At 69.1% G+C, this 23,945-nt stretch carries 20 protein-coding genes and 1 pseudogene; 7 read left to right on the forward strand and 14 right to left on the reverse strand.

Translation table 11 applies throughout. The features are described 5' to 3' along the window. The first annotated feature begins 4 nt into the window (after window positions 1-4). Together AC1RSK_RS20955 and AC1RSK_RS20960 are read left to right on the forward strand one after the other, a co-directional pair. Entirely contained in the window at window positions 5-427 is a 423-nt protein-coding gene (locus AC1RSK_RS20955) for a TadE/TadG family type IV pilus assembly protein (RefSeq protein ID WP_492909628.1), read from the forward strand. Beyond that, window positions 424-822: a TadE/TadG family type IV pilus assembly protein gene (locus AC1RSK_RS20960; protein WP_492909629.1), complete on the forward strand. Its 399-nt coding sequence runs from the start codon at window positions 424-426 to the stop codon at window positions 820-822. The genes AC1RSK_RS20955 and AC1RSK_RS20960 overlap by 4 nt, the downstream gene beginning before the upstream one ends. A gap of 3 nt (window positions 823-825) precedes the next feature. Here the strand turns inward: AC1RSK_RS20960 and AC1RSK_RS20965 are convergent, their stop codons facing one another. From AC1RSK_RS20965 to AC1RSK_RS21000, 8 genes are all read right to left on the reverse strand, one after another. Further along, the gene (locus tag AC1RSK_RS20965; RefSeq protein ID WP_492909630.1) at window positions 826-2,010 is read right to left on the reverse strand and encodes a M48 family metallopeptidase; all 1,185 of its coding nucleotides are present in this window, start codon (window positions 2,008-2,010) and stop codon (window positions 826-828) included. Window positions 2,011-2,222: 212 nt separating this feature from the next. Further along, window positions 2,223-4,889 carry a pyruvate, phosphate dikinase gene (gene ppdK / locus AC1RSK_RS20970; protein WP_492909631.1) on the reverse strand — a complete coding sequence of 889 codons (2,667 nt, stop codon included), beginning with the start codon at window positions 4,887-4,889 and terminating at the stop codon, window positions 2,223-2,225. A 624-nt stretch (window positions 4,890-5,513) separates the two neighbouring features. Further along, the gene (gene glyS / locus AC1RSK_RS20975) at window positions 5,514-7,691 is read right to left on the reverse strand and encodes a glycine--tRNA ligase subunit beta (RefSeq protein WP_492909632.1); all 2,178 of its coding nucleotides are present in this window, start codon (window positions 7,689-7,691) and stop codon (window positions 5,514-5,516) included. A gap of 2 nt (window positions 7,692-7,693) precedes the next feature. After that, on the reverse strand, window positions 7,694-8,263 hold the full coding sequence (locus AC1RSK_RS20980) for an endonuclease domain-containing protein (protein ID WP_492909633.1): 570 nt from the start codon (window positions 8,261-8,263) through the stop codon (window positions 7,694-7,696). Further along, window positions 8,263-9,153 carry a glycine--tRNA ligase subunit alpha gene (locus AC1RSK_RS20985; protein ID WP_492909634.1) on the reverse strand — a complete coding sequence of 297 codons (891 nt, stop codon included), beginning with the start codon at window positions 9,151-9,153 and terminating at the stop codon, window positions 8,263-8,265. Before AC1RSK_RS20985 ends, AC1RSK_RS20980 begins: the two co-directional genes overlap by 1 nt. Before the next feature lie 100 nt (window positions 9,154-9,253). Continuing rightward, a complete protein-coding gene (locus AC1RSK_RS20990) occupies window positions 9,254-10,231 on the reverse strand; it encodes a fasciclin domain-containing protein (protein ID WP_492909635.1) in 978 nt (325 codons plus the stop codon). A 132-nt stretch (window positions 10,232-10,363) separates the two neighbouring features. Continuing rightward, a complete protein-coding gene (locus AC1RSK_RS20995) occupies window positions 10,364-10,744 on the reverse strand; it encodes a hypothetical protein (RefSeq protein ID WP_492909636.1) in 381 nt (126 codons plus the stop codon). Window positions 10,745-10,812: 68 nt separating this feature from the next. Then, window positions 10,813-11,205 carry a hypothetical protein gene (locus tag AC1RSK_RS21000; RefSeq protein ID WP_492909637.1) on the reverse strand — a complete coding sequence of 131 codons (393 nt, stop codon included), beginning with the start codon at window positions 11,203-11,205 and terminating at the stop codon, window positions 10,813-10,815. Window positions 11,206-11,616: 411 nt separating this feature from the next. Here AC1RSK_RS21000 and AC1RSK_RS21005 point away from each other — a divergent pair, with 411 nt between their 5' ends. Both AC1RSK_RS21005 and AC1RSK_RS21010 read left to right on the forward strand, forming a co-directional pair. After that, window positions 11,617-11,955, forward strand: a complete 339-nt coding sequence (locus AC1RSK_RS21005; protein ID WP_487299085.1) for a P-II family nitrogen regulator — start codon at window positions 11,617-11,619, stop codon at window positions 11,953-11,955. Between the two features lie 23 nt (window positions 11,956-11,978). After that, window positions 11,979-13,502 (forward strand): ammonium transporter, encoded by a 1,524-nt coding sequence (locus AC1RSK_RS21010; RefSeq protein ID WP_492909638.1) that lies wholly within the window; start codon window positions 11,979-11,981, stop codon window positions 13,500-13,502. Window positions 13,503-13,683: 181 nt separating this feature from the next. Here AC1RSK_RS21010 and AC1RSK_RS21015 read toward each other — a convergent pair whose 3' ends face one another. The 5 genes from AC1RSK_RS21015 to AC1RSK_RS21035 all read right to left on the reverse strand — a co-directional run bounded on the left by AC1RSK_RS21015 (window position 13,684) and on the right by AC1RSK_RS21035 (window position 18,993). Then, on the reverse strand, window positions 13,684-14,556 hold the full coding sequence (locus AC1RSK_RS21015; protein WP_492909639.1) for a 4-(cytidine 5'-diphospho)-2-C-methyl-D-erythritol kinase: 873 nt from the start codon (window positions 14,554-14,556) through the stop codon (window positions 13,684-13,686). Next, entirely contained in the window at window positions 14,556-16,274 is a 1,719-nt protein-coding gene (locus AC1RSK_RS21020) for a tetratricopeptide repeat protein (RefSeq protein WP_492909640.1), read from the reverse strand. The genes AC1RSK_RS21015 and AC1RSK_RS21020 overlap by 1 nt, the downstream gene beginning before the upstream one ends. Before the next feature lie 208 nt (window positions 16,275-16,482). Continuing rightward, complete coding sequence (locus AC1RSK_RS21025; protein WP_492909641.1) at window positions 16,483-18,168, reverse strand: electron transfer flavoprotein-ubiquinone oxidoreductase; 1,686 nt, start codon at window positions 18,166-18,168, stop codon at window positions 16,483-16,485. Between the two features lie 72 nt (window positions 18,169-18,240). Further along, entirely contained in the window at window positions 18,241-18,690 is a 450-nt protein-coding gene (locus AC1RSK_RS21030; protein WP_492909642.1) for a PIN domain-containing protein, read from the reverse strand. 3 nt (window positions 18,691-18,693) lie between these two features. Beyond that, window positions 18,694-18,993, reverse strand: coding sequence for a type II toxin-antitoxin system Phd/YefM family antitoxin (locus tag AC1RSK_RS21035; RefSeq protein WP_492909643.1), 300 nt, complete (start codon window positions 18,991-18,993; stop codon window positions 18,694-18,696). A 43-nt stretch (window positions 18,994-19,036) separates the two neighbouring features. Between AC1RSK_RS21035 and AC1RSK_RS21040 the strand changes: the two genes are divergently transcribed. Continuing rightward, window positions 19,037-19,864 (forward strand): uracil-DNA glycosylase, encoded by an 828-nt coding sequence (locus AC1RSK_RS21040; protein WP_492909644.1) that lies wholly within the window; start codon window positions 19,037-19,039, stop codon window positions 19,862-19,864. Between the two features lie 175 nt (window positions 19,865-20,039). Beyond that, a complete protein-coding gene (locus AC1RSK_RS21045) occupies window positions 20,040-21,665 on the forward strand; it encodes a lytic transglycosylase domain-containing protein (protein WP_492909645.1) in 1,626 nt (541 codons plus the stop codon). 330 nt (window positions 21,666-21,995) lie between these two features. Here AC1RSK_RS21045 and AC1RSK_RS21050 read toward each other — a convergent pair whose 3' ends face one another. Then, a complete protein-coding gene (locus tag AC1RSK_RS21050; RefSeq protein ID WP_492909646.1) occupies window positions 21,996-22,481 on the reverse strand; it encodes a glycosyltransferase in 486 nt (161 codons plus the stop codon). A 136-nt stretch (window positions 22,482-22,617) separates the two neighbouring features. Here AC1RSK_RS21050 and AC1RSK_RS21055 point away from each other — a divergent pair. Further along, window positions 22,618-23,691, forward strand: a pseudogene (locus AC1RSK_RS21055) (PA0069 family radical SAM protein); the annotation flags it as partial. Window positions 23,692-23,945 lie beyond the last annotated feature (254 nt).

The following is a 23,945-nucleotide window of genomic DNA, read 5'->3' on the forward strand; positions in this document are numbered from 1 at the left end:
GACCATGCGCAACCTTCTCCAACGCCTCCGTGGCGACCAGTCCGGCGGCGCCGCCGTCGAGTTCGGCCTCATCGCCCCCGTCCTGATCGGGGTGGTGCTCGGCCTCAGCCAGGTGGGCGGTGTGGTCTACAACCGCCACGCCATGCACAAGGCCGTCAACGCCGGGGCCCAGGCCCTGATGACCAGCGGGGCCAACCCGGCGGCCGTCCGCGCCGTGGTGCTGGAGGCCTGGCCCAACCGCAGCGAGGGCGCCGACGTCACGGTCGAGGAGTTCTGCACCTGCGCCGCCGTCCGCCATGCGTGCACGACGGTCTGCAGCGACAGCAGCTATCCGCAGTACTTCACCCAGATCAGCGCCACCCACACCATGACCGGCCCGACCGGTCAGCAGACGCTGGCCACCAGCGAACTGGTCCGCACCCGATGATCCGGCGGCCACGGCGAGGCCCGGAGTCCGGCGCGGCGGCTGTCGAGCTGGCCCTGGTGCTGCCGGTGTTCTGCGCCCTGATCTTCGGCATCTTCAACTATGGCTGGGCCCTATATGTCGGCAGCGACGTGCGCCATGCGATCGAGCGCTGCAGCCGGCTCTTGCTGGTCGATCCGCACACCAGCCAGACGCAGCTGAGAACGGCGGTGTCGGGCCGGCTGAAGGTGGCCCGGATCGAGGACCTGAACCTGACCCTCACCAACCAGACGCTGGACGGCGGCACGCCGGTGGCGCGGATCAGCTGGACCTACAGCTACACGGTCGCCGTGCCGTTCGTGCCGCAGGCGGTGTTCAACTTCGACAACCACATGATCGTGCCGCTGCGCGAGGCCTGAAGATCAGGGCTTGGCGGGCGGGTGGGTCGCCTTCCAGTCCATGGCGTTGCGCACCCGCCAGCCGACCGAAGGGTGGTCGTAGAACAGGATCTCCTCCAGCTTGCCGGGCGTCGCGGCCCGGTACTCGATGGTCTTGACCAGGGCCTTGGCCAGGCCGTCCGGCTCGCGGGCGACCTCGAGGCTGTAGTTGTCGGCATCGACCTCGGCCGTGCGGATCAGCGTGTTGACGATCGGCGTGCCCAGCAGGCCCAGCACCACCAGGATGGCGGTGAAGACCGGATAGCCGGCCGGATCGCTGATGCCGCGCACGTCGCCGGCCCCCGGCAGCCGGCTGGCCAGCGGGAACAGCCGGTCGACCAGCCAGAAGGCCAGCACCAGCAGCGGGATCATCAGCCCCAGCTGCCAGAGGATGTGGTTGCGGGCGTAGTGGCCCATCTCGTGACCGACGACGCCGCGTACCTCGGCGATGTCGGCGCCGGCCTTGAACATGGTGTCGCTCATCGCCACCCGGGCCGAGCCGAACAGGCCCGAGACGTTGGCGGTGTAGCGGTTGGACTGCTTTGAGCCGTCGTAGACGAAGATGCGGTCCGGCGAGATGCCGTTGGCGGTGGCCATCTCGACGACGGTGTCGCGCACCGGCCCGGGCGGAGCGGGCTTGTAGTCGTTGAAGATCGGCTCGATGAGGATCGGCGAGGCCAGGATCAGCAGGGCGCCGGTGAGCGCCGACAGGCCGGCGCCCCAGATCCACCAGGTGCGCGGGGCGGCCCGCAGCAGGGCGTAGAACAGCATCAGCAGGACCGAGCCAATGACCAGGCCGATGGTCGATGAGATGGCCCATTCGGTCAGCCATCCGGCGAAGGGCTGGCTGGTCAGGCCGTAGGACTTCTCCCGCCACCAGCTGGTGTAGATCGACCAGGGCAGGGTCAGGACGGCGGTGATCAGCTGGGCGGCAAACACGACGAGCAGGGCGGCCAGCCAGGGGCGGCGCTTGCGCGCCTCGATCCGCGTGCGCAGGCGGGCGAGGACGCCGGTGCGCAGCAGGATGAAGACCACGGCCAGGGAGATCAGCGTCCCCCAGAGGATCAGCCAGTGGCCGCCTTGCGTGTAGGCCGTGGCCTTGGCGTGGGCCTCCGGCGGCAAGGTGGCGAGATAGCGCGCCGTCTCGGCGGCGGGATCGAACGTGGCCATGAATAGTCTCCCCGACTCTCGGGATGAGGCCATGCGGTGGCAAAGCTGTCAGGTGAATTCGCCGACAGGATGTCTCCCACTCCGACTACCCCGGCGAAAGCCGGGGCCCAGTGTCCGCAAGTGTACCCGGCGCGGCTCAGGTCAGAGCCTCACCCTTCGATAGGTTGCCAGCTGGGTCCCGACTTTCGTCGGGATAATCGGAGTTTGTAGTTTCAGCCCTTGGCCAGCGCCGCCTGCGCCGCCGCCAGGCGGGCGATGGGGACGCGGAAGGGGGAGCAGCTGACGTAGTCGAGGCCGACGTCTTCGCAGAAGGCGATCGAGGCCGGGTCGCCGCCGTGTTCGCCGCAGATGCCGAGTTTGACGTCCGGGCGCACCGCCCTGCCCCGTTCGGCGGCGATGCGGATCAGGTCGCCGACGCCTTCCTGGTCCAGCGACACGAAGGGGTCTTTTTCGAAGATGCCCTTCTCGATGTAGTCGTTGAGGAACTTGCCGGCGTCGTCGCGGCTGATGCCGAAGGTGGTCTGGGTCAGGTCGTTGGTGCCGAAGCTGAAGAACTCGGCGTTTTCGGCCAGGTCCCCGGCCCGGATGGCGGCGCGGGGCAGCTCGATCATGGTGCCGACCAGGTATTCGAGGCTGACGCCCTGTTCGGCGATCACGGCCTTGGCGGTGCGGTCGGTGAGGTCCTTGAGGAACTTCATCTCCGTGCCCTTGCCGACCAGCGGGTGCATGATCTCCGGCACCGGCGCGGGCTTGCCCGACTTGGCGATCTCGCAGGCGGCCTCAATGATGGCGCGGACCTGCATCTCGTAGATCTCGGGGAAGCTGATCCCCAGGCGGCAGCCGCGGTGGCCGAGCATGGGGTTGCTCTCATGCAGCTCGCGGGCCCGGCGCATCAGCTTGCCGGCGTCCAGGCCCGTGGCCTCGGCGACGGCGGTGAGGTCCTCCTCCGAATGCGGCAGGAACTCGTGCAGCGGCGGGTCGAGCAGGCGGATGGTGACGGGCAGGCCTTCCATGATGGTGAAGAGCTCGACGAAGTCGGCCTTCTGGAAGGGGGCGATCTTGGCCAGGGCGGCGCGGCGGCCGCTCTCGTCGTCGGCCAGGATCATCTCGCGGACGGCGGCGATGCGGTGCTCGTCGAAGAACATGTGCTCGGTGCGGCACAGGCCGATGCCCTCGGCCCCGAACTGGCGGGCGGTCTTGGCGTCGAGCGGGGTCTCGGCGTTGGCGCGGACCTTCAGGCGACGCATCTTGTCGGCCCAGACCATCAGGGCGGCGAAATCGCCGGTCAGTTCCGGCTCGATCATCTTCACCGAGCCGGCCAGGATCTCGCCGGTCGAGCCGTCGATGGTGACCGTCTCGCCTTCATTGAAGACCTTGCCGCGAACCGAGAAACTTCGTCCTTTCAAATCGATGGCGATGTCGCCGGCGCCGCTGACGCAGGGGATGCCCCAGCCGCGGGCGACGACGGCCGCGTGGCTGGTCATGCCGCCGCGGGCGGTGATGATGCCGCGGGCGGCGTGCATGCCCTTGATGTCTTCCGGGCTGGTTTCGTGGCGGACCAGGATGACCGCCTCGCCGGCCGAGCCGCGCTTTTCGGCGTCTTCCGATGAGAAGACGATGGCCCCGACGGCGGCGCCGGGGCTGGCCGGCAGGCCCTTGGCGATGACGCTGCGCACAGCGTCGGGCGAGATGGTCGGGTGCAGCAGCTGGTCCAGCGCGGCCGGGTCGATGCGGGAGACCGCTTCGCCCTCGGTGATCAAGCCCTCGCCGGCCATGTCGACGGCGACCTTGAGGGCGGCCTTGGCGGTGCGCTTGCCGTTGCGGGTCTGCAGCATCCACAGCCGGCCCTGCTCGACGGTGAACTCGACGTCCTGCATGTCGCGGTAGTGGCGCTCCAGCCGGGCGGCGACATCGCGGAATTCGGCGAAGACTTCTGGCAGGGCCTCTTCCATCGACGGGTTGCGGTCGCCCATCTCCTCGCGGGCCGCCTTGGTCAGCGACTGCGGGGTGCGGATGCCGGCGACGACGTCCTCGCCCTGGGCGTTGATCAGGAACTCGCCGTAGAGGGCGGCCTCGCCGGTCGAGGGGTTGCGGGTGAAGGCGACGCCGGTGGCGCTGGTTTCACCCAGGTTGCCGAACACCATCGACTGGATGTTGACCGCAGTGCCCCAGCTTTCGGGGATGTCGTGCATGCGCCGGTAGAACTTGGCCCGGTCGTTCATCCAGCTCTGGAAGACGGCGCCGACCGCGCCCCACAGCTGTTCCTGCGGGTCCTGCGGGAAGGGTTTGCCGAGCTCGCGCTCCACGGCCTGCTTGTACTCGGCGACGATGGCTTCCCAGTCCTTGGCGGTCAGGGCGGTGTCGACGTCGACGCCCAGGCGGTCCTTGTGGTCGTCGAGGATCTCCTCGAACGAGTGGTGGTCGAGGCCGAGCACCACGTTGGAGTACATCTGGATGAAGCGGCGGTAGCTGTCGAAGGCGAAGCGGCGGTCGCCGGACAGTTTGGCCAGGCCTTCGACGGTGGCGTCGTTGAGGCCGAGGTTGAGGACGGTGTCCATCATCCCCGGCATCGAGGCGCGGGCGCCCGAGCGGACCGAGACCAGCAGCGGGTTGGCGGCGTCGCCGAAGGTTTTCTGGGTGATCTTCTCAATATGGCCGATGCCGCCGGCCACCTGGGCCGCGAGGTCGGCGGGGTATTGGCGGCCATTGGCGTAATAGCTGTTGCAGGCCTCGGTGGTGATGGTGAAGCCGGGGGGCACCGGCAGGCCCAGCGACGACATCTCGGCCAGGTTGGCGCCCTTGCCGCCCAGCAGGTTCTTCATCGAAGCGTCGCCCTCGGCGCCGCCGCCTCCGAAGCTGTAGACCCAGCGGTTCGTCATCAAGCCGTCCTCAATAAGCGTCGCGATTCCGAAGGCGCCTGTTCGGATGCGGGTCAGATACCCTCCCAGAGCGCCGGGGGGAACACCTTCCGACAGGGTTTGATCCCGCAGCGCAGCAGAAGATGGGGGCGAGAGCCGGCTATCGAAGCGGCGAGCCATTATACCGCCGGTCGTCTCGCCTACAAAAAGGCCGGCGCCGGCAGGAAAGCGCGGAGAGCCGGGTAAACGCCCGTGGCCGTTGAGTTTTGCGTGGCGTTGGCGGCCGGGAATGTAGGCCGGGCGTTGATGGGCGCGTTGATGCCGGCGCGGGGAATGTTGACGGGCGGTGACAGACGGCGGTCTACGCGGGCCGGCGAGGGCGTCGCGGAGGGCGGTTTGGGTGGTGAATATGTCTAGACATATTACTTAAGCCTTTGGCGAATAATCGTTTTTAGACCGTTCTCGACACCCCTCCCTCCCCGAATTGGGGAGGGCAGGCGCGCGCCGCGCGCCGGGTGGGGAAGTGGGCCACCGGCCGCCGCCGGTGAGGCTTCTCAGCGGGTCGTCTCGAAAGTCAGTGACCGACTTCCCCACCCGACGCGCGTAACCGCGCGTCTGCCCTCCCCAATTCGGGGAGGGAGGGCGCTACCCCGTCACCAGCGAGAAGTCGGCGACCTTGCCCATGGCGGACTGGACCTGTTGCAGCAGGCGCAGGCGGTTGTCGCGTTCGGCGGCGACGTCGCTGTTGACCAGGACGGCGGTGAAGAAGGCGTCGACCGGGCCGCGCAGGGCGGCCAGCGCCGTCATGGCGCCGGTGAAGTCCTCGGCGGCCAGGGCGGCGTCGAGCTTCGGGGTCAGCGCCTGGAGGGTCGCGAACAGAGCGGCCTCCTCGGCCGGCTGCGAGACGGCGGAGGGCGCGCCGGTCGGCAGCGGACCCTTCTTCTCCTCGGCCTTGAGGATGTTGGCGGCGCGGCGGTAGCCGGCCAGCAGGTTGGCCCCGTCGTCGGTCTTCAGGAAACCATCCAGAGCCTCGACCCGGGCGACGATGCGGACGAGGTCGTCGTCGTTGAGGGCGAAGACAGCGTCGACCAGGTCGAAGCGCTTGCCCTGGTCGCGCAGGGTGACCTTCAGGCGGTCGGCGAAGAAGGCAACGAGATCAATCGCAATCTTCGTCGATAGTTGCATATCGAATCCAACGGCCAGCTCTTGAGCACGCTCATTGAGCAAACCCAGAACTCGGGGATCAGCTTGAGTGCGGACCATCAACTCCCGCTCAGCTGTGGTTCCCTCGTTGAGCGCTTCGGTATGCTTCGCGACTGCCATCGGCCCGACAGCCTTGAACGCCAGAAGCGTCAGAAGTGGAACTCGAAGGTCGTTTTCAAGAATGAGCCTAATTGCGCCAAGGGCAGCTCGCCGCAGCGCATAGGGGTCCTTAGACCCCGTTGGCCGTTCGTCGATGAAGAAGAAACCAGCCAGGGTGTCGAGCTTGTCCGCCAACGCCACCGCGATGCTCACCGGCGCGGTCGGCACGACATCGCCCGGGCCCTGCGGCCGGTAGTGGTCGCAGATGGCGTCGGCCAGCACCGGATCGAGGTTGTCGGCAACGGCGTAGTACCGGCCCATGACGCCCTGCAGCTCGGGGAACTCGCCGACCATTTGGCTGGCGAGGTCGGCCTTGGCGAGGCGGGCGGCCTTTTCGGCGGTGTCCGGATCGGCGCCAACCAGCGGGGCGATCTCGCGAGCCAGGGCGGCGATGCGGTCGACGCGCTCGGCCATCGTGCCGAGCTTGGCGTGGAAGGTCACGCCCGAGAGCTTCTCCAGCCACGCGTCGAACCCGCTCTTGCGATCCTCATCCCAGAAGAACCGCGCGTCGCTCAGCCGCGCCGACAGCACCTTCGCGTTCCCCGCCGCGATGACCTTGCCGCCGTCCTCGGCGGCGATGTTGGCCACCACCAGGAAGTGCGGGGCCAGCTTGCCGGTCGCCGGGTCGCGGACGGCGAAGTACTTCTGGTGGGTGCGCATGGAGGTGCGGATGACCTCCGGCGGCAAATCCAAAAACGCCGGGTCCATGTCGCCCAGCACCGGGGTCGGCCATTCGGCCAGGCCGGCGACCTCGTCCAGCAGGCCCTCGTCCTCGACCAGTTCGAGGTTGCGGGCAAAGCAGAGGGTGCGGGCGCCTTCGAGGATGCGCTCCTTGCGCTCCTCGGCGTCGAGGACGACGTAGTGGCCGAGCAAGGCCTCGCGGTATTCATCGAAATCGCGGGCCCGGAACACCTGGCCGCTGCCCATGAAGCGGTGGCCCTGGGACAGGTCGCCGGCCTCCAGGCCCTCGAAGCTGATCGGCACGATCTCGCGGTCGAAGACGCAGAGGATGCGCTGCAGCGGGCGGACCCAGCGCAGCTTGCCGCTGCCCCAGGTCATCGACTTGGGCCAGGGGAAGTTCCGCACTGTGGCCTCGACCAGCTCGGCGACGATCTCGGCGGTCGGCCGGCCCTTGGACTGGATGCGGCCGAACCAGACGCCGTCCTGCTGCACCAGCTGCTCGCGGGTCAGGCCGGTCTTGCGCAGGAAGCCGTCGATGGCCTGGTCGGGGGCGCCGACGCGGGGGCCCTTGAGCTCCTCGTCACGGTCGGCCTGGGCGATGGGCAGGCCCTCGACCACCAGGCTGAGGCGACGGGGGCCGGCGAAGGCCTTCATCCCCTCGCTGATCAGGCCGGCGGCGCTGAGGCCGTCGCGCATCATGCGTTCGAGGTCGCGGGCGGCCTGGGCCTGCATGCGCGCGGGGATTTCTTCGGAGAAGAGTTCGAGAAGGAGTTGGGGCATGGCTACTCTCCCTTCCCCTCAATGGGGAAGGGTCGGGGATGGGGTGCGGGCTCGGTGGGAGTGGAAGGGCGCGTTTGGGCGCCAGCGCCTTGCGGACCGGTGATCAGGACGCCGATCTCGGCGGCAAGGTCCCAGGGACGTCCGAAGGCGTCCTGGTCGCTGACGCGATGGACGCGGTAGCCCTGTGAGGCGAACCAGGCGTCACGCTCCTGATCGTGAAGTTGCGCCTCCGGCAACCGGTGGCGCGCGCCATCGACCTCGACCACGAGCCGCGAGGCGTGATGGATGAAGTCGGCGATGTAGCGGCCCATCGGGGCCTGACGGCGGATACCGAGCTTGAGGGCGCGAAGGGCCTTCCAGAGCTTCTCTTCGGAGGCGGTCATGTCGCGGCGAAGAGCGCGGGCGCGGCCAACAGCGCCGGGGCTGTGCCGGTCGTGGTCGAAGGACGCTTTGCCGATGACGGTGGGCAGGGGGAGGTCGGAGCCCGTTTGAGCGCTTCCGGCCCGGCTGGCGCGAACACCCCCTCCCAACCCTCCCCCATCGAGGGGGAGGGCTTTATCGGGCGATGCCATCACGCGGCTTCCTGCTGCTTCAGCCATTCGCTGGCGCAGAGTTTACAGAGGTCACGGATGCGGCCGATGTAGCTGGCGCGCTCGGCCACGGCGATGGCGCCGCGGGCGTTCATGACGTTGAACAGGTGGCTGGCCTTCAAGACATGGTCATAGGCCGGCAGGACCAGCTTCTGGCCCTGCGGACCCACCCCCTCATCGAGGATGCGGACGACCTGGCGCTCCATGTCCTCAAACTGGCGCTTGAGGGTGTCGACGTCGGCGACCTCGAAATTGTAGGCGCTCTGCTGGCGCTCGTTCTCGAGGAAGACCTCGCCGTAGGACATGCCGCGATCGTTGAAGGGCAGGTCGTAGACGTTGTCGACGCCGAACACGTACATCGCCAGGCGCTCGAGGCCGTAGGTCAGCTCGCCCGCGACGGGGTTCACGTCCAGGCCGCCGACCTGCTGCATGTAGGTGTACTGCGACACCTCCATGCCGTCGCACCAGACCTCCCAGCCCAGGCCCCAGGCCCCGACCGTCGGGTTCTCCCAGTCGTCCTCGACGAAGCGGATGTCGTGCACGCGGCTGTCCAGGCCGATGGCGGCCAGGGAGCCGAGATACTGGTCCTGCATGTCCGGCGGGTTGGGCTTCAGCAGCACCTGGTACTGGTAATAATGCTGCAGCCGCATGGGGTTTTCGCCATAACGGCCGTCGCCGGGGCGGCGGCTGGGCTGGACGTAGGCGGCGTTCCAGGGCTTGGGGCCCAGCGCCCGCAGCACCGTCGCCGGGTGCAGGGTGCCGGCCCCGACCTCGATGTCGTGCGGCTGCAGGATGACGCAACCTCGGTCGCTCCAGTAGTTGTGGAGCGTCAGGATCAGGCCCTGGAAAGAGGTCGGTTTGGCGGCAATCATCTTGTCTGTTCGCAGGCGCAAAAAAAGTCGGCGGACCATAGGGCCCGCCGACCTCGGCTTCAATCCCGACCTGAGCCGGACGAAGGCAAGTCTGTAGGGGCTAGTTGCCCTTGGCGGCCGTGCGCTTGCCGGCCCGCGACAGCGGCGGGTACTTGGCGCGGTTCTCGGCGGTGTCGAGCACCGGGCCGTTGGTCACCTTGGCCGGCTCGGCGGCGGCCGTCGCGACGCTGGCGGCCGGGTCGGCCGGCGTGGCCGGGGCCAGGCTCGGGTCGGCGGGGGTCGCCGGCGTGGCGGGCGTCGCCGGAACCTCAGGCGTCACGGCCGGCGGCGCGGTGTTGTCCTCCACCGGCGGCGTGGCGTTGGGGTCAGCCGGATCAGCGGGCGGCGCGGCGGCGGGGACCTCGGTCTTGTCCTCCGGCTGCTGCTGCCAGCTGGCGCGGATGATGCGGCCCTGCGGCATGTCGGTGGTCATGTTGGCGGCGGTCGGCGTGCCGGCCGGCATCAGCACCTTGTCGACCACATGGACGATGCCGTTGGTGGTCTTGACGTCGGCCTGGGTGATGGTGGCGTTGCCGGCCATGATCGCCGCGCCGCTGCCGTCGAGGACGATCTGCGGGCCGGCGACGGTGGCGATCGAGCCCTTGGCGCCCTTGACCTTGGAGGAGTCCACGCTGGCGTTGATCAGGTGGTAGGTCAGCACCTTCTGCAGCTCGGTCGGGTTGGCTTCCAGCCGCTGCAGCTCGCCGGCCGGCAGGGCCGCGAAGGCCGCGTCGGTGGGGGCGAACAGGGTCAGGTTCTTGTTGGTCTTGATCAGGCTGGTCAGGTTGGTCTCGTCCAGCCCGCGCAGCAGCACGGTGAACTTGCCGGCGGCTTTCAGGGTATCGACGATGTCACCCTGGGCGACCACGGCGCCGGCGACAGGCGTGGCGGCGGGCGGCGTGGCGGCGGCCGGCGGCGTTGCGGACGCAGCGGGCGCAGCGGGTGGTGTCGCAGCCGGAGCCGGCGTCTGGGCCAGCGCCGCGCCGCCGGTCAGCAGGGCGATCGTGGCGGCGGCGCTGAGGAGGGTGAACTTGTTCATGGGACATCCTTTCGGGGGGCTCGGGGAGGAAGGGTCACCGGCGACCGGAGGAAGACGGGCGCCAGCGACGAAAAGCGGCGGACGGCCCGGTTGAAGGGGTCGCCGCCGGCAGGGGGATAGGGTGGGAGCGGCCTAGTTGCCGCGGGCGGAGCTGCGCTTGCCGGCCCGCGACAGCGGCGGGTACTTGGCGCGGTTCTCGGCGGTGTCGAGGACCGGTCCGTTGGTGACCACGGCCGGTTCGGCGGTGGCCGAGGCGACGGCCATGGTCGTGTCGCTCACAGGCACGGCGGTCGTGGCGGCGGTGGCGGGGCCTTCGACCTTCTGCTGCAGCTCGGCGGCGCGCAGTTCGTCGTTCTTGTCGAAGGTCGAGCGCTTCTGGTTGGGGTCGATCGGGCCGCTGGGGGTGGTGGTCTGGGTCGGCGGATCCGGATCCTGGGCGGTCTGGGCCGAGACCTGCGAGGCCAGAAGCAGGACGGCGCCGGCGGCGGTGGCGAGAAGGATGTAGGGTTTCATGACGCTATCCTTGGAACTCTGACGCGGAACAGAGGCCGGCGGGACGCCGGCCTCTTCACGGGTGATGGTCAGTTGCCGACCGCGCGGGTTTTCTTGCCGCCGTTCGAATCGGGACCGCCGTAGGCGCGGCGGGTCGCCGGGGTGTCGGGCACCGGCGGATTGGAGACGACGCTCGGATCGCCGGCCTTGAGCAGATAGGCCTGGGCGACGGGGGTCGGCGAGCTCAGCGGGATGGCGGCCGGCTGGCCGGCCTCGGCGGCGACGTCGGTGGCGCTGGACGGGGCCGGCGGCGCGGCGACATCGGCCGCGGTGTTGCCCTCCATCGTGCCTTCCTCGGCGGGCGGGGGCATCGTCTGGCCGCCGCTCGGCTGGCTTTGAGCCAGGGCGGCCCCGGCCAGGAGAGTGGCGAACGACAGCGCCGCCAGGGCGGCGGCGGTCTTGAGGACGGGGGTGGCGCGCATGTCTTCCTCGACGGTCTTGGTTCATCCAAGGATGAACCGGTGAGCCCCCCGTCAGCGGCACAGCGCTTGCGACAGCGGTTGCGTTGCCCGGCATCACGCGGTCGTGAAGTTAAGGGCTGGCCGACAACGCGAAGTTCCCGCCAACGCGGGCCGCGGGGGCGCCCGCCCGCCCCCCGATGGACCCTCGAGGCGGCGCCTTATTATTGAGCAGAACGGCACGCCGTCGCCCAGCGAACAGGCGCGCCGCCTCTTTCTTGCCGATTCCCTAACGCCGCGCGCCCGGCTCGGCCGATCCATCCCGCTAGCTTGCCCCGCGATCGGAGAAGGGGCGCTCAACGCGTCTCGCCGCCGGTCGCCTTTGCACAAGAAACAGAGGGGCGCGCGTCCTTAACCGGCGGGCGGACAAGGCGGATGAAACTGATCATAGCGGTGGTCAAACCCTTCAAGCTGGACGAGGTGCGTGAAGCCCTGGTCGCGGCTGGCGTCGAGGGGATGACCGTCTCCGAGGTGAAGGGCTACGGCCGTCAGAAGGGCCAGACGGAAATCTACCGGGGCGCCGAATACCAGGTGAACTTCGTGCCCAAGGTGAAGGTCGAGGTGGCGGTCGACGACAGCGCCGCCGGCAAGGCCGTGGAGGCCATCAAGGCCGCCGCCGCCACCGGCAAGATCGGCGATGGCAAGATCTTCGTCCTCAGCCTCGAGGACGCGGTGCGGATCCGCACCGGCGAGTCCGGCGCCTCGGCGCTGTGATCAAGAATCAAGGGGATAGAGCAATGAAAACAAGCATGTACGGCAGGTTGGCGGGGCTGATGCTCGCCGCCGCCATCGTCGGGGCGCCGCTGGCCGCTCCGGCCTTCGCCCAAGAGGCCGCGCCGGCTCCGGCCGCCGCCGAGGCCGCGCCCGCGGCTCCGGCCGCCGCCGCCCCGGCCCCGGCTCCCGAAGCCGCCCCCGCCGCCGAGGAAGCCGCTCCGCCGGCTCCCGAGAAGGGCGACACCACCTGGATGATGATCTCCATGGTGCTGGTGCTGCTGATGATCGTGCCCGGCCTGGCGCTGTTCTACGGCGGCCTGGTCCGCTCCAAGAACATGCTGAGCATGCTGGTCCAGGTGACCACCGTGGCCTGCATCGGCATCATCGCCTGGACCTTCTGGGGCTACAGCCTGTCGTTCACCGACGGGGCCGGCCTCAACAAGTTCATCGGCGGCCTCAGCAAGGTCGGGCTCAACGGGGCGATCTTCAACGCCGAGGGGGCCTTCACCAACGTCGAGACCTTCTCCAAGGGCGTGGTCATCCCCGAGCTGATCTTCGTCGCCTTCCAGGCCACCTTCGCGGCCATCACCGCGGCCCTGGTGCTGGGCGGCGTCGCCGAGCGGATGAAGTTCCTGGCCGTGGTGGTGTTCGCCATCCTCTGGCCGCTGCTCAGCTACTACCCGATGGCCCACATGGTCTGGTGGTGGGCTGGCGCGACCAGCGCCTTCGGCCAGACGGCCGACGGACTGGCCGGCGGCGCGGGCCTGCTTTGGGGCTGGGGCGCGCTCGACTTCGCGGGCGGCACCGTGGTGCACATCAACGCCGGTATCGCCGCCCTGATCGGCTGCCTGATCCTCGGCAAGCGCACGGGCTACCAGAAGGAGCCGATGCAACCCCACTCGCTGACCCTGACCATGGTCGGCGCGGGCCTGCTGTGGGTCGGCTGGTTCGGCTTCAACGCCGGCTCCAACCTGGAAGCCAACGGCTATGCGGGCCTGGCCCTGATCAACACCCTGGTGGCCACCGCCGCGGCGGGCGTCAGCTGGCTGATCGTCGAGCAGGTCACCCGCGGCAAGGCTTCGGGCCTGGGCCTGGCGTCGGGCATCGTCGCCGGCCTGGTGGCCATCACCCCGGCCGCCGGCTTCGCCGGTCCGGTGGGCGCCATCGTCCTGGGCCTCATCGTCTCGCCGATCTGCGTCTTCTTCTGCTCGGTCATCAAGAACGCGCTGAAGTATGACGACAGCCTGGACGCCTTCGGCATCCACGCCATCGGCGGCATCGTCGGCGCCATCGCCACCGGCATCCTGGTCAATCCGAAGCTGGGCGGCGCGGGCGTGGTGGACTTCACCAACGGCTCGACCGGCTACGACTTCGGCTTCCAGATCATGGCTCAGATCAAGGCCGTCGGCGTCGCCATCGTCTGGTCGGCCGTGGCCTCGGCCATCGTCTTCTTCCTGATCAAGCTCATCTTCGGCCTGCGCGTCAGCGCGGAAACCGAAGAGGACGGCCTGGACATCGCCGAGCATGGGGAGCGCGCCTACCACTAGTTTTCGGTAGGCAAGCTTCCCCTCTCCGGGGGGAGATCAGCGGGGGGCGTGACGGGCAACCGTCACGCCCTTCGGCGTTTTGGGGGGCGGTGCAGGATAGATACGGGGACACTATACCTATCTCGTCAACGCTCGTTGCGGCCCCGCAGTCGGAACCGAGATAGGTATAGTGTCCCCGTATCTATCCCCCCAACCTACACCGCCGCACCCACCAGTCCGGCCGCATGCTCTCCAGCCGTTCGGCCAGGCCCTCGGCCTCGATGTCGCCGGCGCAGAGGGCAAAGCAGGTCGCGCCCGAGCCGCTCATCCGGGCCAGCAGGGTCTCCGGCTCGCCGCGCAGGGTCTCCAGCACCTCGCCGATGGCGGGGGTCAGGGCGACGGCGGGGGCTTCCAGGTCGTTGCGGCAGGTGGCCATGACGGCGGCCACCTCGACCGCATCCTCGAAGGTTTCCGGCAGCCAGGGCCGCATCGCGTCGCCCGGCGCGCCGGCCTCGTCATAGGCGCGGTAGACCGGCCCCGTCGGCGAGGCGACGCGCGGGTTGACCAGCACGGCGTCGAGCACCGGCATCCCCGGCGCGAGGACCAGCTTTTCCCCGCGGCCCTCGCCGATCACCGTCTCGCCCCACAGGCAGGCGACGCCGTCCGAGCCGAGCTCCGCGGCGATGGCGTTGAGCGCCTCGTCCTGCAGCGGCAGGTCCAGCGCCTGGCGCAGGAGCCGCAGGGTGGCCCCGGCGTCGGACGAGCCGCCGCCCAGGCCGGCGGCGACCGGCAGCTGTTTGTCGAGGATCAGGCGGAACGGCGGCAACGGCTGGCCGGCGACCTTCATCAGGGCCCAGGCGGCGCGCAGGACCAGGTTGTTGGGCTCCATGGCCAGGCCATTGGCAAACGGCCCGGTGACCTCGAAGTCGAGCGCCTCGGCCGGCTGCACGGCCACCCGGTCGCCGACGTCGGCAAAGGCCATCAGGCTGCTGACCGGATGGAATCCGTCCGCCTGCAGGGCCCCGACATGGAGGTAGAGGTTGATCTTGGCGGGCGCGAACCAGCTCAGGGACATCAGCGCTCGGCCACGACCGGCTTCACGCCCTGCAGTCCGTTCTTCAGCTTGCCCTCGGCCCGCGCCTGGATGGCGGCTTCGGGCTTCAGCTGCACCACCCGGGTCCACTGGAAGCGGGCCTCGATCTGGCGGCCGACCTGCCAGTAGGCGTCGCCCAGGTGATCGTTGATGTCGGGATCGGCCGGCTCCAGCGTCACCGCCCGCTCGAGGTATTCGACGGCGTTGCGGTAGTCGCCCATGCGGAAATAGGCCCAGCCCAGGCTGTCGATCATCGCCCCGCTGCGCGGATTGGCGGCGACGGCGCGCTGGACCATGTCCATGGCCGGCCCCAGGTTCTGGCCGCGGTCGATCCAGGCATAGCCGAGGTAGTTGAGCAGTTCCGGCTCGTCCGGCTGCAGCTCCAGCGCCTTCTTGAGGTCGGCCTCGGCCCCCGGCCAGTCGTTGGCCCGGTCCCGCGCCACGGCCCGCATGTAGAACAGCCGCCAGTCGGCCTTGTCGCCGTCCATGGCGATGACCCGGCTGATGGTCTCGACCGACTCCGCATAGCGCTCGTTGGCGCGTAGCAGGTCGGCATAGGTCAGCAGGGCCTCGCGCTGGCCGCTGGCCGCGCCGTCGGCGGCCATCTTCAGCGCCTTGTCCTTGTCGCCGGCCGCCTGCAGCGACCAGGCCAGCCGCGAGCGGGCGGTCCCGTACTCACGCGTGCCGGCCCGCACCTGGGCATAGGCGGAGCGGGCGTTCTCGGCGTCGTTCAGGCCGGTGTAGACGTCGCCCAGCTCGACCCACAGCTCCTCGCGGTTCGGGTCCAGCCGCGACGACAGGCGCAGGTAGGCCAGGGCCAGCGGGTACTGCTTTTCACCCAGCATGGCCGAGGCGGGGATCAGCAGGGCGCGGCCGGCGCCTTCGCGGACGGTCGGCATGGCAGGCGCCTTGCGATGCTTGGCGGCCCGCTCGCGGGCGGCGGTCAGCACCAGATCGGCGGGACGGGCCTGCAGGGCGGTGTCGTAGACGGCCACGGCCTCGGCCCCGCGCTTGCGGCGCTCCAGGAAGGCCCCGTAGTCGGGGGCGAAGATGGCCGAGGCGTCGCCGAAGCCCATCAGGATCTTGTAGTTGGCCTCCGCCTCGTCGAAGCGCTTGAACCGCTCGAACAGCTGGGCCTGGCTGAGCAGGCCGAACACCTCGACCAGCCGGTCGCCGCGCAGGGTCGGGCGGGTGAGGGCCTTTTCCTCATCGCCGGCCGCGGCGGCCGCCCAGGGGGTCAAGAGGACCGAGGCCTGGCGGTGCGGGAAGCCGACGGTCTGGTCGACCATGATGGCCTTGGCGGTGGCGGCGTCGTCGGTGGCCAAGGCCTCGACGGCGCGGGTCAGGAGGCCCAGGCGCACGACCATGACCGAGGCTTCGCCCTCGGCCGGGGCGGTCTTGGCGGCCTTGGCGATGTCGCCGGAGAACAGGGCCGCCTGGAACACCCGCTGCTTGAGGGTCTCGGACTCGGCGCCCAGCGAAATGGCCCGGGCGAAATAGCTGGCCGCCTCGTCGTTCTGGCCGTCGGCCTGGGCCTTCTGGCCGGCCAGGAACTGGCCGTAGCCCGACTGGCCCTCCGTATCGAGCGAGCCCTGGACCGGGCGAAGGCCGGCGTCCTCGGCGCTGGGCCCGCCGGTGGTGGCGCAGGCGGTGAGCAGCAGGGCGCAGGACGCGGCGGAGACGAGGGCAAGGCGCTTCATGGTGCGTAACTTGCCCCAATCGGTGGCGGGAGCAAGGCGCTTCGGTCTCCAGGGGACTGGTTGCGCGCGCAAACGGGCTGGCAGTTGTGTTCATGCGTCTGGAGCGCGCTACCTGTCCCCGATCGGCGCTGATCGGGGACAGGTAGCGCGACTTCAGGCGATTGCGCCCGAACGGCTGGCGTCGGTGCGACGCGCAACCGGTCCCCAGCTACATGTTCGGGTAGTTCGGGCCGCCGCCGCCTTCGGGCGTCGTCCAGACGATGTTCTGCGACGGGTCCTTGATGTCGCAGGTTTTGCAGTGGACGCAGTTCTGGGCGTTGATCTGGAACTTCGGATTGGCGCCGGCGTCGTCGTACAGCACCTCATAGACCCCGGCCGGGCAGTAGAGCCGGGCCGGCTCGCCGTACTGGGGCAGGTTGACGTTGATCGGCACCGACGGGTCCTTGAGCTTCAGGTGCGCCGGCTGGTCTTCCTCGTGGTTGGTGGCCGACAGGAAGACGCTCGACAGCTTGTCGAAGCTGATCACCCCGTCGGGCTTGGGATAGACCTTCTGCTTGTAGTCCTTGGCCAGGCCCGTCGAGGCGGCGTCGGTCTTGGTATGTTGAAGGGTGCCGAAGAAGGAGAAGCCGCCCAGGAGGTGGGTGCACCACATGTCGAACATGCCGGCGGCGCCGCCGAACAGCGTGCCGAGCATGCCGAGCAGCGGCTTGGCGTTGCGGACGACCTTCAGCTCCTTGGCCACCCAGCTGTTTTCATAAGCCGCCTGGTATTCGACCAGCTCATCGGCCTGGCGGCCGGCCTGCAGGGCCTTGAAGGCTTCCTCAGCGGCCAGCATGCCGGTCTTCATGGCGTTGTGGCTGCCCTTGATGCGCGGCACGTTGACGAAGCCGGCCGAGCAGCCGATCAGCACCCCGCCCGGGAAGGTCAGTTTCGGCACCGACTGGTAGCCGCCCTCGGTGATGGCCCGGGCCCCGTAGGCGATGCGCTTGCCGCCCTCCAGATAGGGCTTCACCGACGGATGGTGCTTGAAGCGCTGGAACTCGTCGAAGGGCGAGAGGAAGGGGTCCTTGTAGCTGAGGTGCACCACGTAGCCGATGGACACGTAGTTGTCCCCGAAGTGGTACATGAAGCTGCCGCCGCCGGTGTCCATGTCCAGCGGCCAGCCGGTGGTGTGCTGGGCCAGGCCCGGGCGGTGGTTGGCCGGCGGCACCTGCCACAGTTCCTTGATGCCGATGCCGTACTTCTGCGGGCTCTTGCCCTTCTGCAGGTCGAACTTCTGGATGAGGATCTTCGACAGCGAGCCACGCACGCCCTCGGCGAAGAAGACGTACTTGCCGTGCAGTTCCATGCCGGGCTCGTAGCTGCCCTTCTTGACGCCGTCCTTGCCGACGCCGACGACGCCGACGATGACGCCCTTCACCGAGCCGTCTTCACGGTAGACGAGGTCGGAGGCGGCGAAGCCCGGATAGATCTCGACGCCGAGGTTCTCGGCCTGGGTCGCCAGCCAGCGGCAGACGTTGCCGAGCGAGGCGATGTAGCAGCCGTCGTTGTGCATGAACGGCGGCATGGCGAACATCGGCAGGTCCAGCTCGCCCTGCGGGCCCAGCACCAGGAACTTGTCCTTGGTCACCGGCGTCTCCAGCGGCGCGCCCTGTTCCTTCCAGTCGGGGATCAGCTCGGTCAGGGCCTTGGGATCGATCACCGCGCCCGACAGGATGTGGGCCCCGACTTCCGAGCCTTTTTCCAGCACGGCCACCGAAACCTCGGTCCCGGCCTTCTCGGCCAGCTGCTTGAGGCGGATCGCCGCCGCCAGGCCGGCCGGGCCGCCGCCGACGATGACGACGTCGTACTCCATGGCTTCGCGTTCTTCGGCGGCCGTGTCGATGTCGCTCATGGTCAGTCCCCGGTTCGATCCTCTTTGGTGCTTATCGTTACCCGACCTAACGGCGGTCAAGCGGGAATGGGGTCAAAAGGGACCGAATAGAGCGGACAACAAGGGGTTTGCTGGTTGCGAGAACGGATTGGCGATGGTGACCCCGGCCCAGGTGAATCCGTCTTGCATATCCTCGGACAACAGGATCGAGCACCCAGCCGCGGCCGACGTTGCCAGAATCAGGCAATCCCAGATCTGCAGGCGGTGAACCGCAGCCAGCGCGAGCGCCTCCGACATCACCTCCGCGTCGGCCGACGCAATCTGGAGCGCCTCACGCCAGACGTCTATCTCCCGCAGCGCCGCCGGGCCGCTCCGCCCTCCCTTCCGGGTCAGGACGTTGAACAGTTCGCCGAGCACCTGCGTCGGCACAATCACGTCATGGGCGCTAAGCGCCTGCATCACAGCGCGCGCCTCGGATTGCCTTACCGGGCCATCCAAGCCTTCGGCGTAGGCCAGAACGTTGGTATCGATCGCGATCCGCAACGGTCAGTCTTCGTACAGTTCATCACGCGTCCAGGGCCCGGCGTTGACTGGCTTCACGGTGGCCAGATGCTCCAGCAGCCGGCGATAGGCGGCCTCCCGCTCCGCTCGCGATTTTCCGACAGGCTCCAGTCGCCCCACAGGGCGACCGTGAGAGGTGATGATAAAGCTCTTTCCTTCATCGACCTCGCGAAGCATTTCGGCGAAGCGACGGTTGGCGTCGGTAGCGGTGATCATCTCGGACATAGGGATAAAGTAGTGAATTTCACTACTTTTGTCCAGATTGTCGCCGGACAGGCCGGACACCAGGGGTGACCGCCAGCCACAAGCCCCCTATCCTCCCCCTCCAATGACTCCCGCCTCCGACCGCCGCGCCGCCGAGGCCCTGCTCGCCTTCTGGGCGGAAGCCGGGGTGGACGCGCTGTACGCCGACGCGGCCATCGACCGGCTGGCCGAGGGGGCCGAGCGGTTGAAGGCCAGGGCCCGACCTGCCCCGCCACCGCCCGCGCCGACGCCGATCCGTCCCGCGCGGCCGGGCGTGCCGAACATCGACATCAGCGCCGCCCTGGCCCAGGCCAAGGACATGGCCGCCGCCGCCCAGACCATCGAGCAGCTGGCCGAGGCCATCGCCGCCTTCGAGGGCTGCCCCCTGCGCTATGAGGGGGCCCGGCAGTCGGTCTTCTATCGCGGCGTCGTCGATGCGCCGGTGATGGTCATCGGCGAAGGGCCCGGAGCCGACGAGGATTCGCAGGGCCAGCCGTTCGTCGGCCGGGCCGGCAAGCTGCTCGACAAGATGCTGGCCGCCGGCGGCCTGACCGACCGGGTGTTCATCACCAACACCGTCTTCTGGCGTCCGCCCGGCAACCGCACCCCGACGCCGGCCGAGCAGGCCGTCTGCGCCCCCTTCCTGGAGCGGGCCGTGGCGCTGGTGAAGCCGCGCATGCTGCTGCTGGCCGGCGGGGCCTCGGCCAAGGCCGTGCTGAAACGGGACGAGGGCATCCTGTCCATGCGCGGCCGCTGGTTCGAGTGGAAGTCGACGGACGGCGCGCTCGACCTGCCCGCCATGCCGACACTTCACCCCGCCTTCCTGCTGCGCCAGCCGGCAGCCAAGAAGAAGGCGTGGCAGGATCTGCTGACCCTGACCGAAAGGCTTGATCGCCAGGGACGCCCTGCCTAAAGCTGCACGTCTCTTGCAGTGGGGGCTCCACTGAAGCGCGATGCGGCCTTTTGGGTTTCGGGTATTCGAAGCCGTCCGCGCTTAACCTTTTGTCGGGTTCGACCCTGTATCGGGGCCGGCGAAGTCGAGTTCGGGGGTTTGCGGCATGGTTGCAGCCGGTGTGAGGCTTTTCAGAGTGGCTGCGACGCTGATCGTCGCGGTGCTGACCCTCGCCTGGATCGCCGCCCCTGCCCTGGCCGCCGACGGTCCCCTCTCCAAACCCGATGAAGCCCGCTACCGCGCCGCCTTCGCCGCCGCCGACCGCGGCGATTTCGACGAGGCCGACGAGGCGCTTGAGAAGGTCCGCGACCGTTCGCTGATCGGCCATGTCCAGTTCGTCAAACTGATGCACCCGACCGCCTATCGAGCCACCTATTCGGAGCTGACCGACTGGCTGGGCGACTACGCCGACCTCGGCGGCGCCGAGCGCATCTACACCCTGGCCCAGAAGCGGCAGCCGCGCGGGGCCCGCGAGCCCAAGGCCCCCGCCTTCCTGGCCGCCGCCCGCGTCTGGATGCAGGCCGGGCCGGACGTCTCGGCCGGCGACGCCAGTTTCGCAGCCCGCGACGCCTACTACTCCGGCCGCACCGCCGAGGCCTGGGCCCTGGCTCCGTCGGCGGGCGAGCCCTGGATCGCCGGCCTGGCCGGCTGGCGCCTGGGCAAGGTCAACGAGGCCGCGACCTTCTTTCTCAAGGTGGCCGAGGACGACGGCAACGACGACTGGCTGCGCTCGGCCGCCTGGTTCTGGGCCGGCCGCTGCGCCGAGCGGATGGGCGACCGGCTCGCCGCCCAGGGCTATTTCCGCCGCGCGGCCGGCACGCCCTATACCTTCTACGGCCTGATCGCGACGCGGAAGCTGGAGCTGGACGGCGGCCGCACCATCGCCCTCAGCCAGGCCGCATCGCCGCCGCCGGTGGTCGATCTGCCGCCCCCGCCGGTTCGCAATCCGTTGCTGATCCAGGTCTCCACCCGCGATCAGCGCAAGGCCGACTCCCTGATCGACCGCGACGAGCGGGCCCAGCGGGCCGCCGCCCTGGCGCAGATCGACCGCCCGATCGAGGCCGCCCAGGAACTGCGCGTCGGCCTGGCCCTGGCCCGCAGCGACACGGACCAGAAGGACTGGCAGACCCTGATCGTCGCCCTCAAGGTGCCGCTGCAGGTCGCGCCCAGCCCGACCGCCGGCCCGACCCCCGTCAAGAAGAAGGCCCGCCCCTACCGCGCCGAGCCCTATGACGTTCCCGAGCTCTATCCCGACGGCGGCTTCACGCTGGACAAGGCGCTGGTCTATGCCCTGGTGCGCCAGGAGAGCCGCTTCAATCCCTACGCCTACAGCCACGCCGGGGCGGTCGGGTTGATGCAGGTGCGGCCGACCTCGGCGGCCGAGGCGGCCGGCGACGACAACCTGCTCTACAACATCATGCCGCTGTTCGACCCGCCGGTGAACCTGCGCATCGGCCAGGACTACATGACCTGGCTGATGGAGCGGGGCCTGGGGGGCGGCGACGACGCCTACGACCTGTTCCGCGTGGTGGCGGCCTACAACGGCGGGGCCGGGGCGGTGATCAAGACCCGCAAGCGGATGGAGCCGGACGCCGACGCTTTGCTGTTCATGGAAAGCCTGCCGGCCCGCGAGACGCGCGAGTATGTGGAGAAGGTGGCCTTCGGATACTGGACCTATCGCCGGATGTGGGGCCAGCAGAGCCCGACGCTGGACCAGGCGGCGCGGTATGACCGGCTGGTGGACCTGCGCAGCGATCGGTGAGCCTCCCCGCCTATCGAAGCGGTCAACGATTATACCACGCTCCCGCCTTGGGAAGCCGGGCGTTCGCCGCAAGCTTCTGATTTAGTGTGATAATTCGGTAGCGACCAGCGCTGTGAAGGTTGGCGCCGGCGTTGACAGGGCGTAGGCGCCGGGGCGGGGATTGTTGATGGGTCGGTGATGCGGACAGGTCAACGCAGAGGGGACACATTGAATTGCCGCGCACCGCTGGAGCAGGCCTGACGATGCCGCCGGCGGCAATTCAATGTGTCCCCGCTTCCTTCGATGAATATGTCTAGACATAATGCGGAAACCCCCGGCGGGCGGGCGTTTCTAGCGGGTGATCAGGGCGTCGAGCCGGTCGATCCGGCCCCTCAGCCGGCCCAGCAACGCTCGCCCCTCGCCGCCCAGTTGGTCGTGGAGCCGGCGCGAGATCAGCAGACCCTCGTCGCCTTTCAGCGGCAGGCGCAGGGTCTCGGCAAGCCAGCGTGAGGGCCGGCGCCCGTCCTTGGAGACCGTGAACCGGCCGGCTCGCTCCCAGCTGCGGGCCATGTGCATGGCGGCCGCCGTTTCCCAATCGGGCGACAGCTTCACCCCGGGCGGCAGGATCAGCAGCCAGTCGCCCCGAGCGGCGGCGCAGGCGGCGCTGACGCCGCCGGTCAGGACCTTGGCGCCGGCGTCGTCAGCGATCTCCAGCGTCGCGTCGCTTGAGCCCTCGTCGGCGACCAGCACCTCCTTGACCAGCCCCTCCAGGGCCGCCCGGACCAGACTGGACAGGGTCACCGGCAGGGTGCGGGCGGCATCGCGTGTCGGGATCACCACGGAAATCATCCCCCGTTAATGGCCGCAGTCGGGCCGGCTGGAAAGCGTCTTGTGCCCCCTTCGTGCCAGCCATTAACCATCCGTTCAGAATCTCAGTTCTTGTTTTGTTCGCATTGAGGCGTATGCTGCGCCCGTGCCCCCCATACCGCTCCAGACCAAGGGCCGCGGCGCCCGCACCAACGACACCAGCCGCTTCCTCTCGATGTCCCGGGAGGAGTTCGACGATGGCTGGACGGCCGAGGACGACAAGCCAAAACCGCTGCGCACGGTGATCCAGGCCGACCACGCCAAGACCATCATCGCCAGCAACGACAGCCCCGACATCGGCTTCAACCGCTCGATCAATCCCTACCGGGGCTGCGAGCACGGCTGCATCTACTGCTACGCCCGGCCGGCCCATGCCTATCTCGGCCTGTCGCCGGGCCTGGATTTCGAGAGCAAGCTGTTCTTCAAGCCGTTCGCCCACGAGCTGCTGGCCAAGGAGCTGTCGAAGAAGACCTACAAACCCCAGGTCATCCACATCGGCGGCGACACCGACCCCTACCAGCCGGCCGAGCGCAAGCTGCGCGTTACCCGGCGGGTCATCGAGACCCTCTACCGCTTCAAACACCCCTTCACCCTGATCACCAAGTCGGCCCTGGTGCTGCGCGACCTCGATGTGCTGGCGCCGGCCGCCGCCGAGGGGCTGTGCCGGGTGGCGCTGTCGATCACCACCCTGGACCGCAAGCTGGCCCGCAGCATGGAGCCGCGCGCCGCCACGCCGGGCAAGCGGCTGGAGGCGGTCAGGGCCCTGAGCGCGGCCGGCGTGCCGACGGCGGTGATGTTCGCCCCGGTCATCCCGGCCCTCAACGACCATGAGCTGGAGGCGGTGCTGGAGGCCTCGGCCGAGGCGGGGGCGAAGACGGCCGGTTATGTGGTCGTCCGCCTGCCGCGCGAGATCTCCTCGCTGTTCCAGCAGTGGCTGTCGTCGGACCATCCGGGCCGGGCGGCGCGGGTGATGTCGCTGATCCGCCAGACGCGCGGCGGGGCCGACTACACCGCCGACTGGGGCACAAGGCAGAAGGGCGAGGGCCCGGTCGCCGAGTTGATCGCCGCCCGCTTCGCCGCCGCCAAGCGGCGGTTCGGCCTCGACGGTGAGATGCCGGCAATGGACCTGGCGGCCTTCAAGGTTCCGCCCAAGGCCGGCGACCAGATGGATCTGTTCGGCGAGGTGGTGAAGACCGTGGCGCCGCAACCCGACGTGGCCGGCCTGCGCGGACCGACGGCCAATCCGGTGCACGGGTTTCCGCTGAGCGAGACGGCGAATCCGCTGCCGGTTGGGGCCGGCCCGCTCAAGAAGCACAGTTTTTGGCGGACGGGCGAGGAGCCGACGGCGGCCGAACTCCCCATCCTCCCCCGTTCACGGGGGAGGGGGACCGTCGCCGAAGGCGATGGTGGAGGGGGCGAAGGCCGTGCGCGGGC

The organism is Caulobacter sp. GW821-FHT11A05, assembly GCF_058809015.1.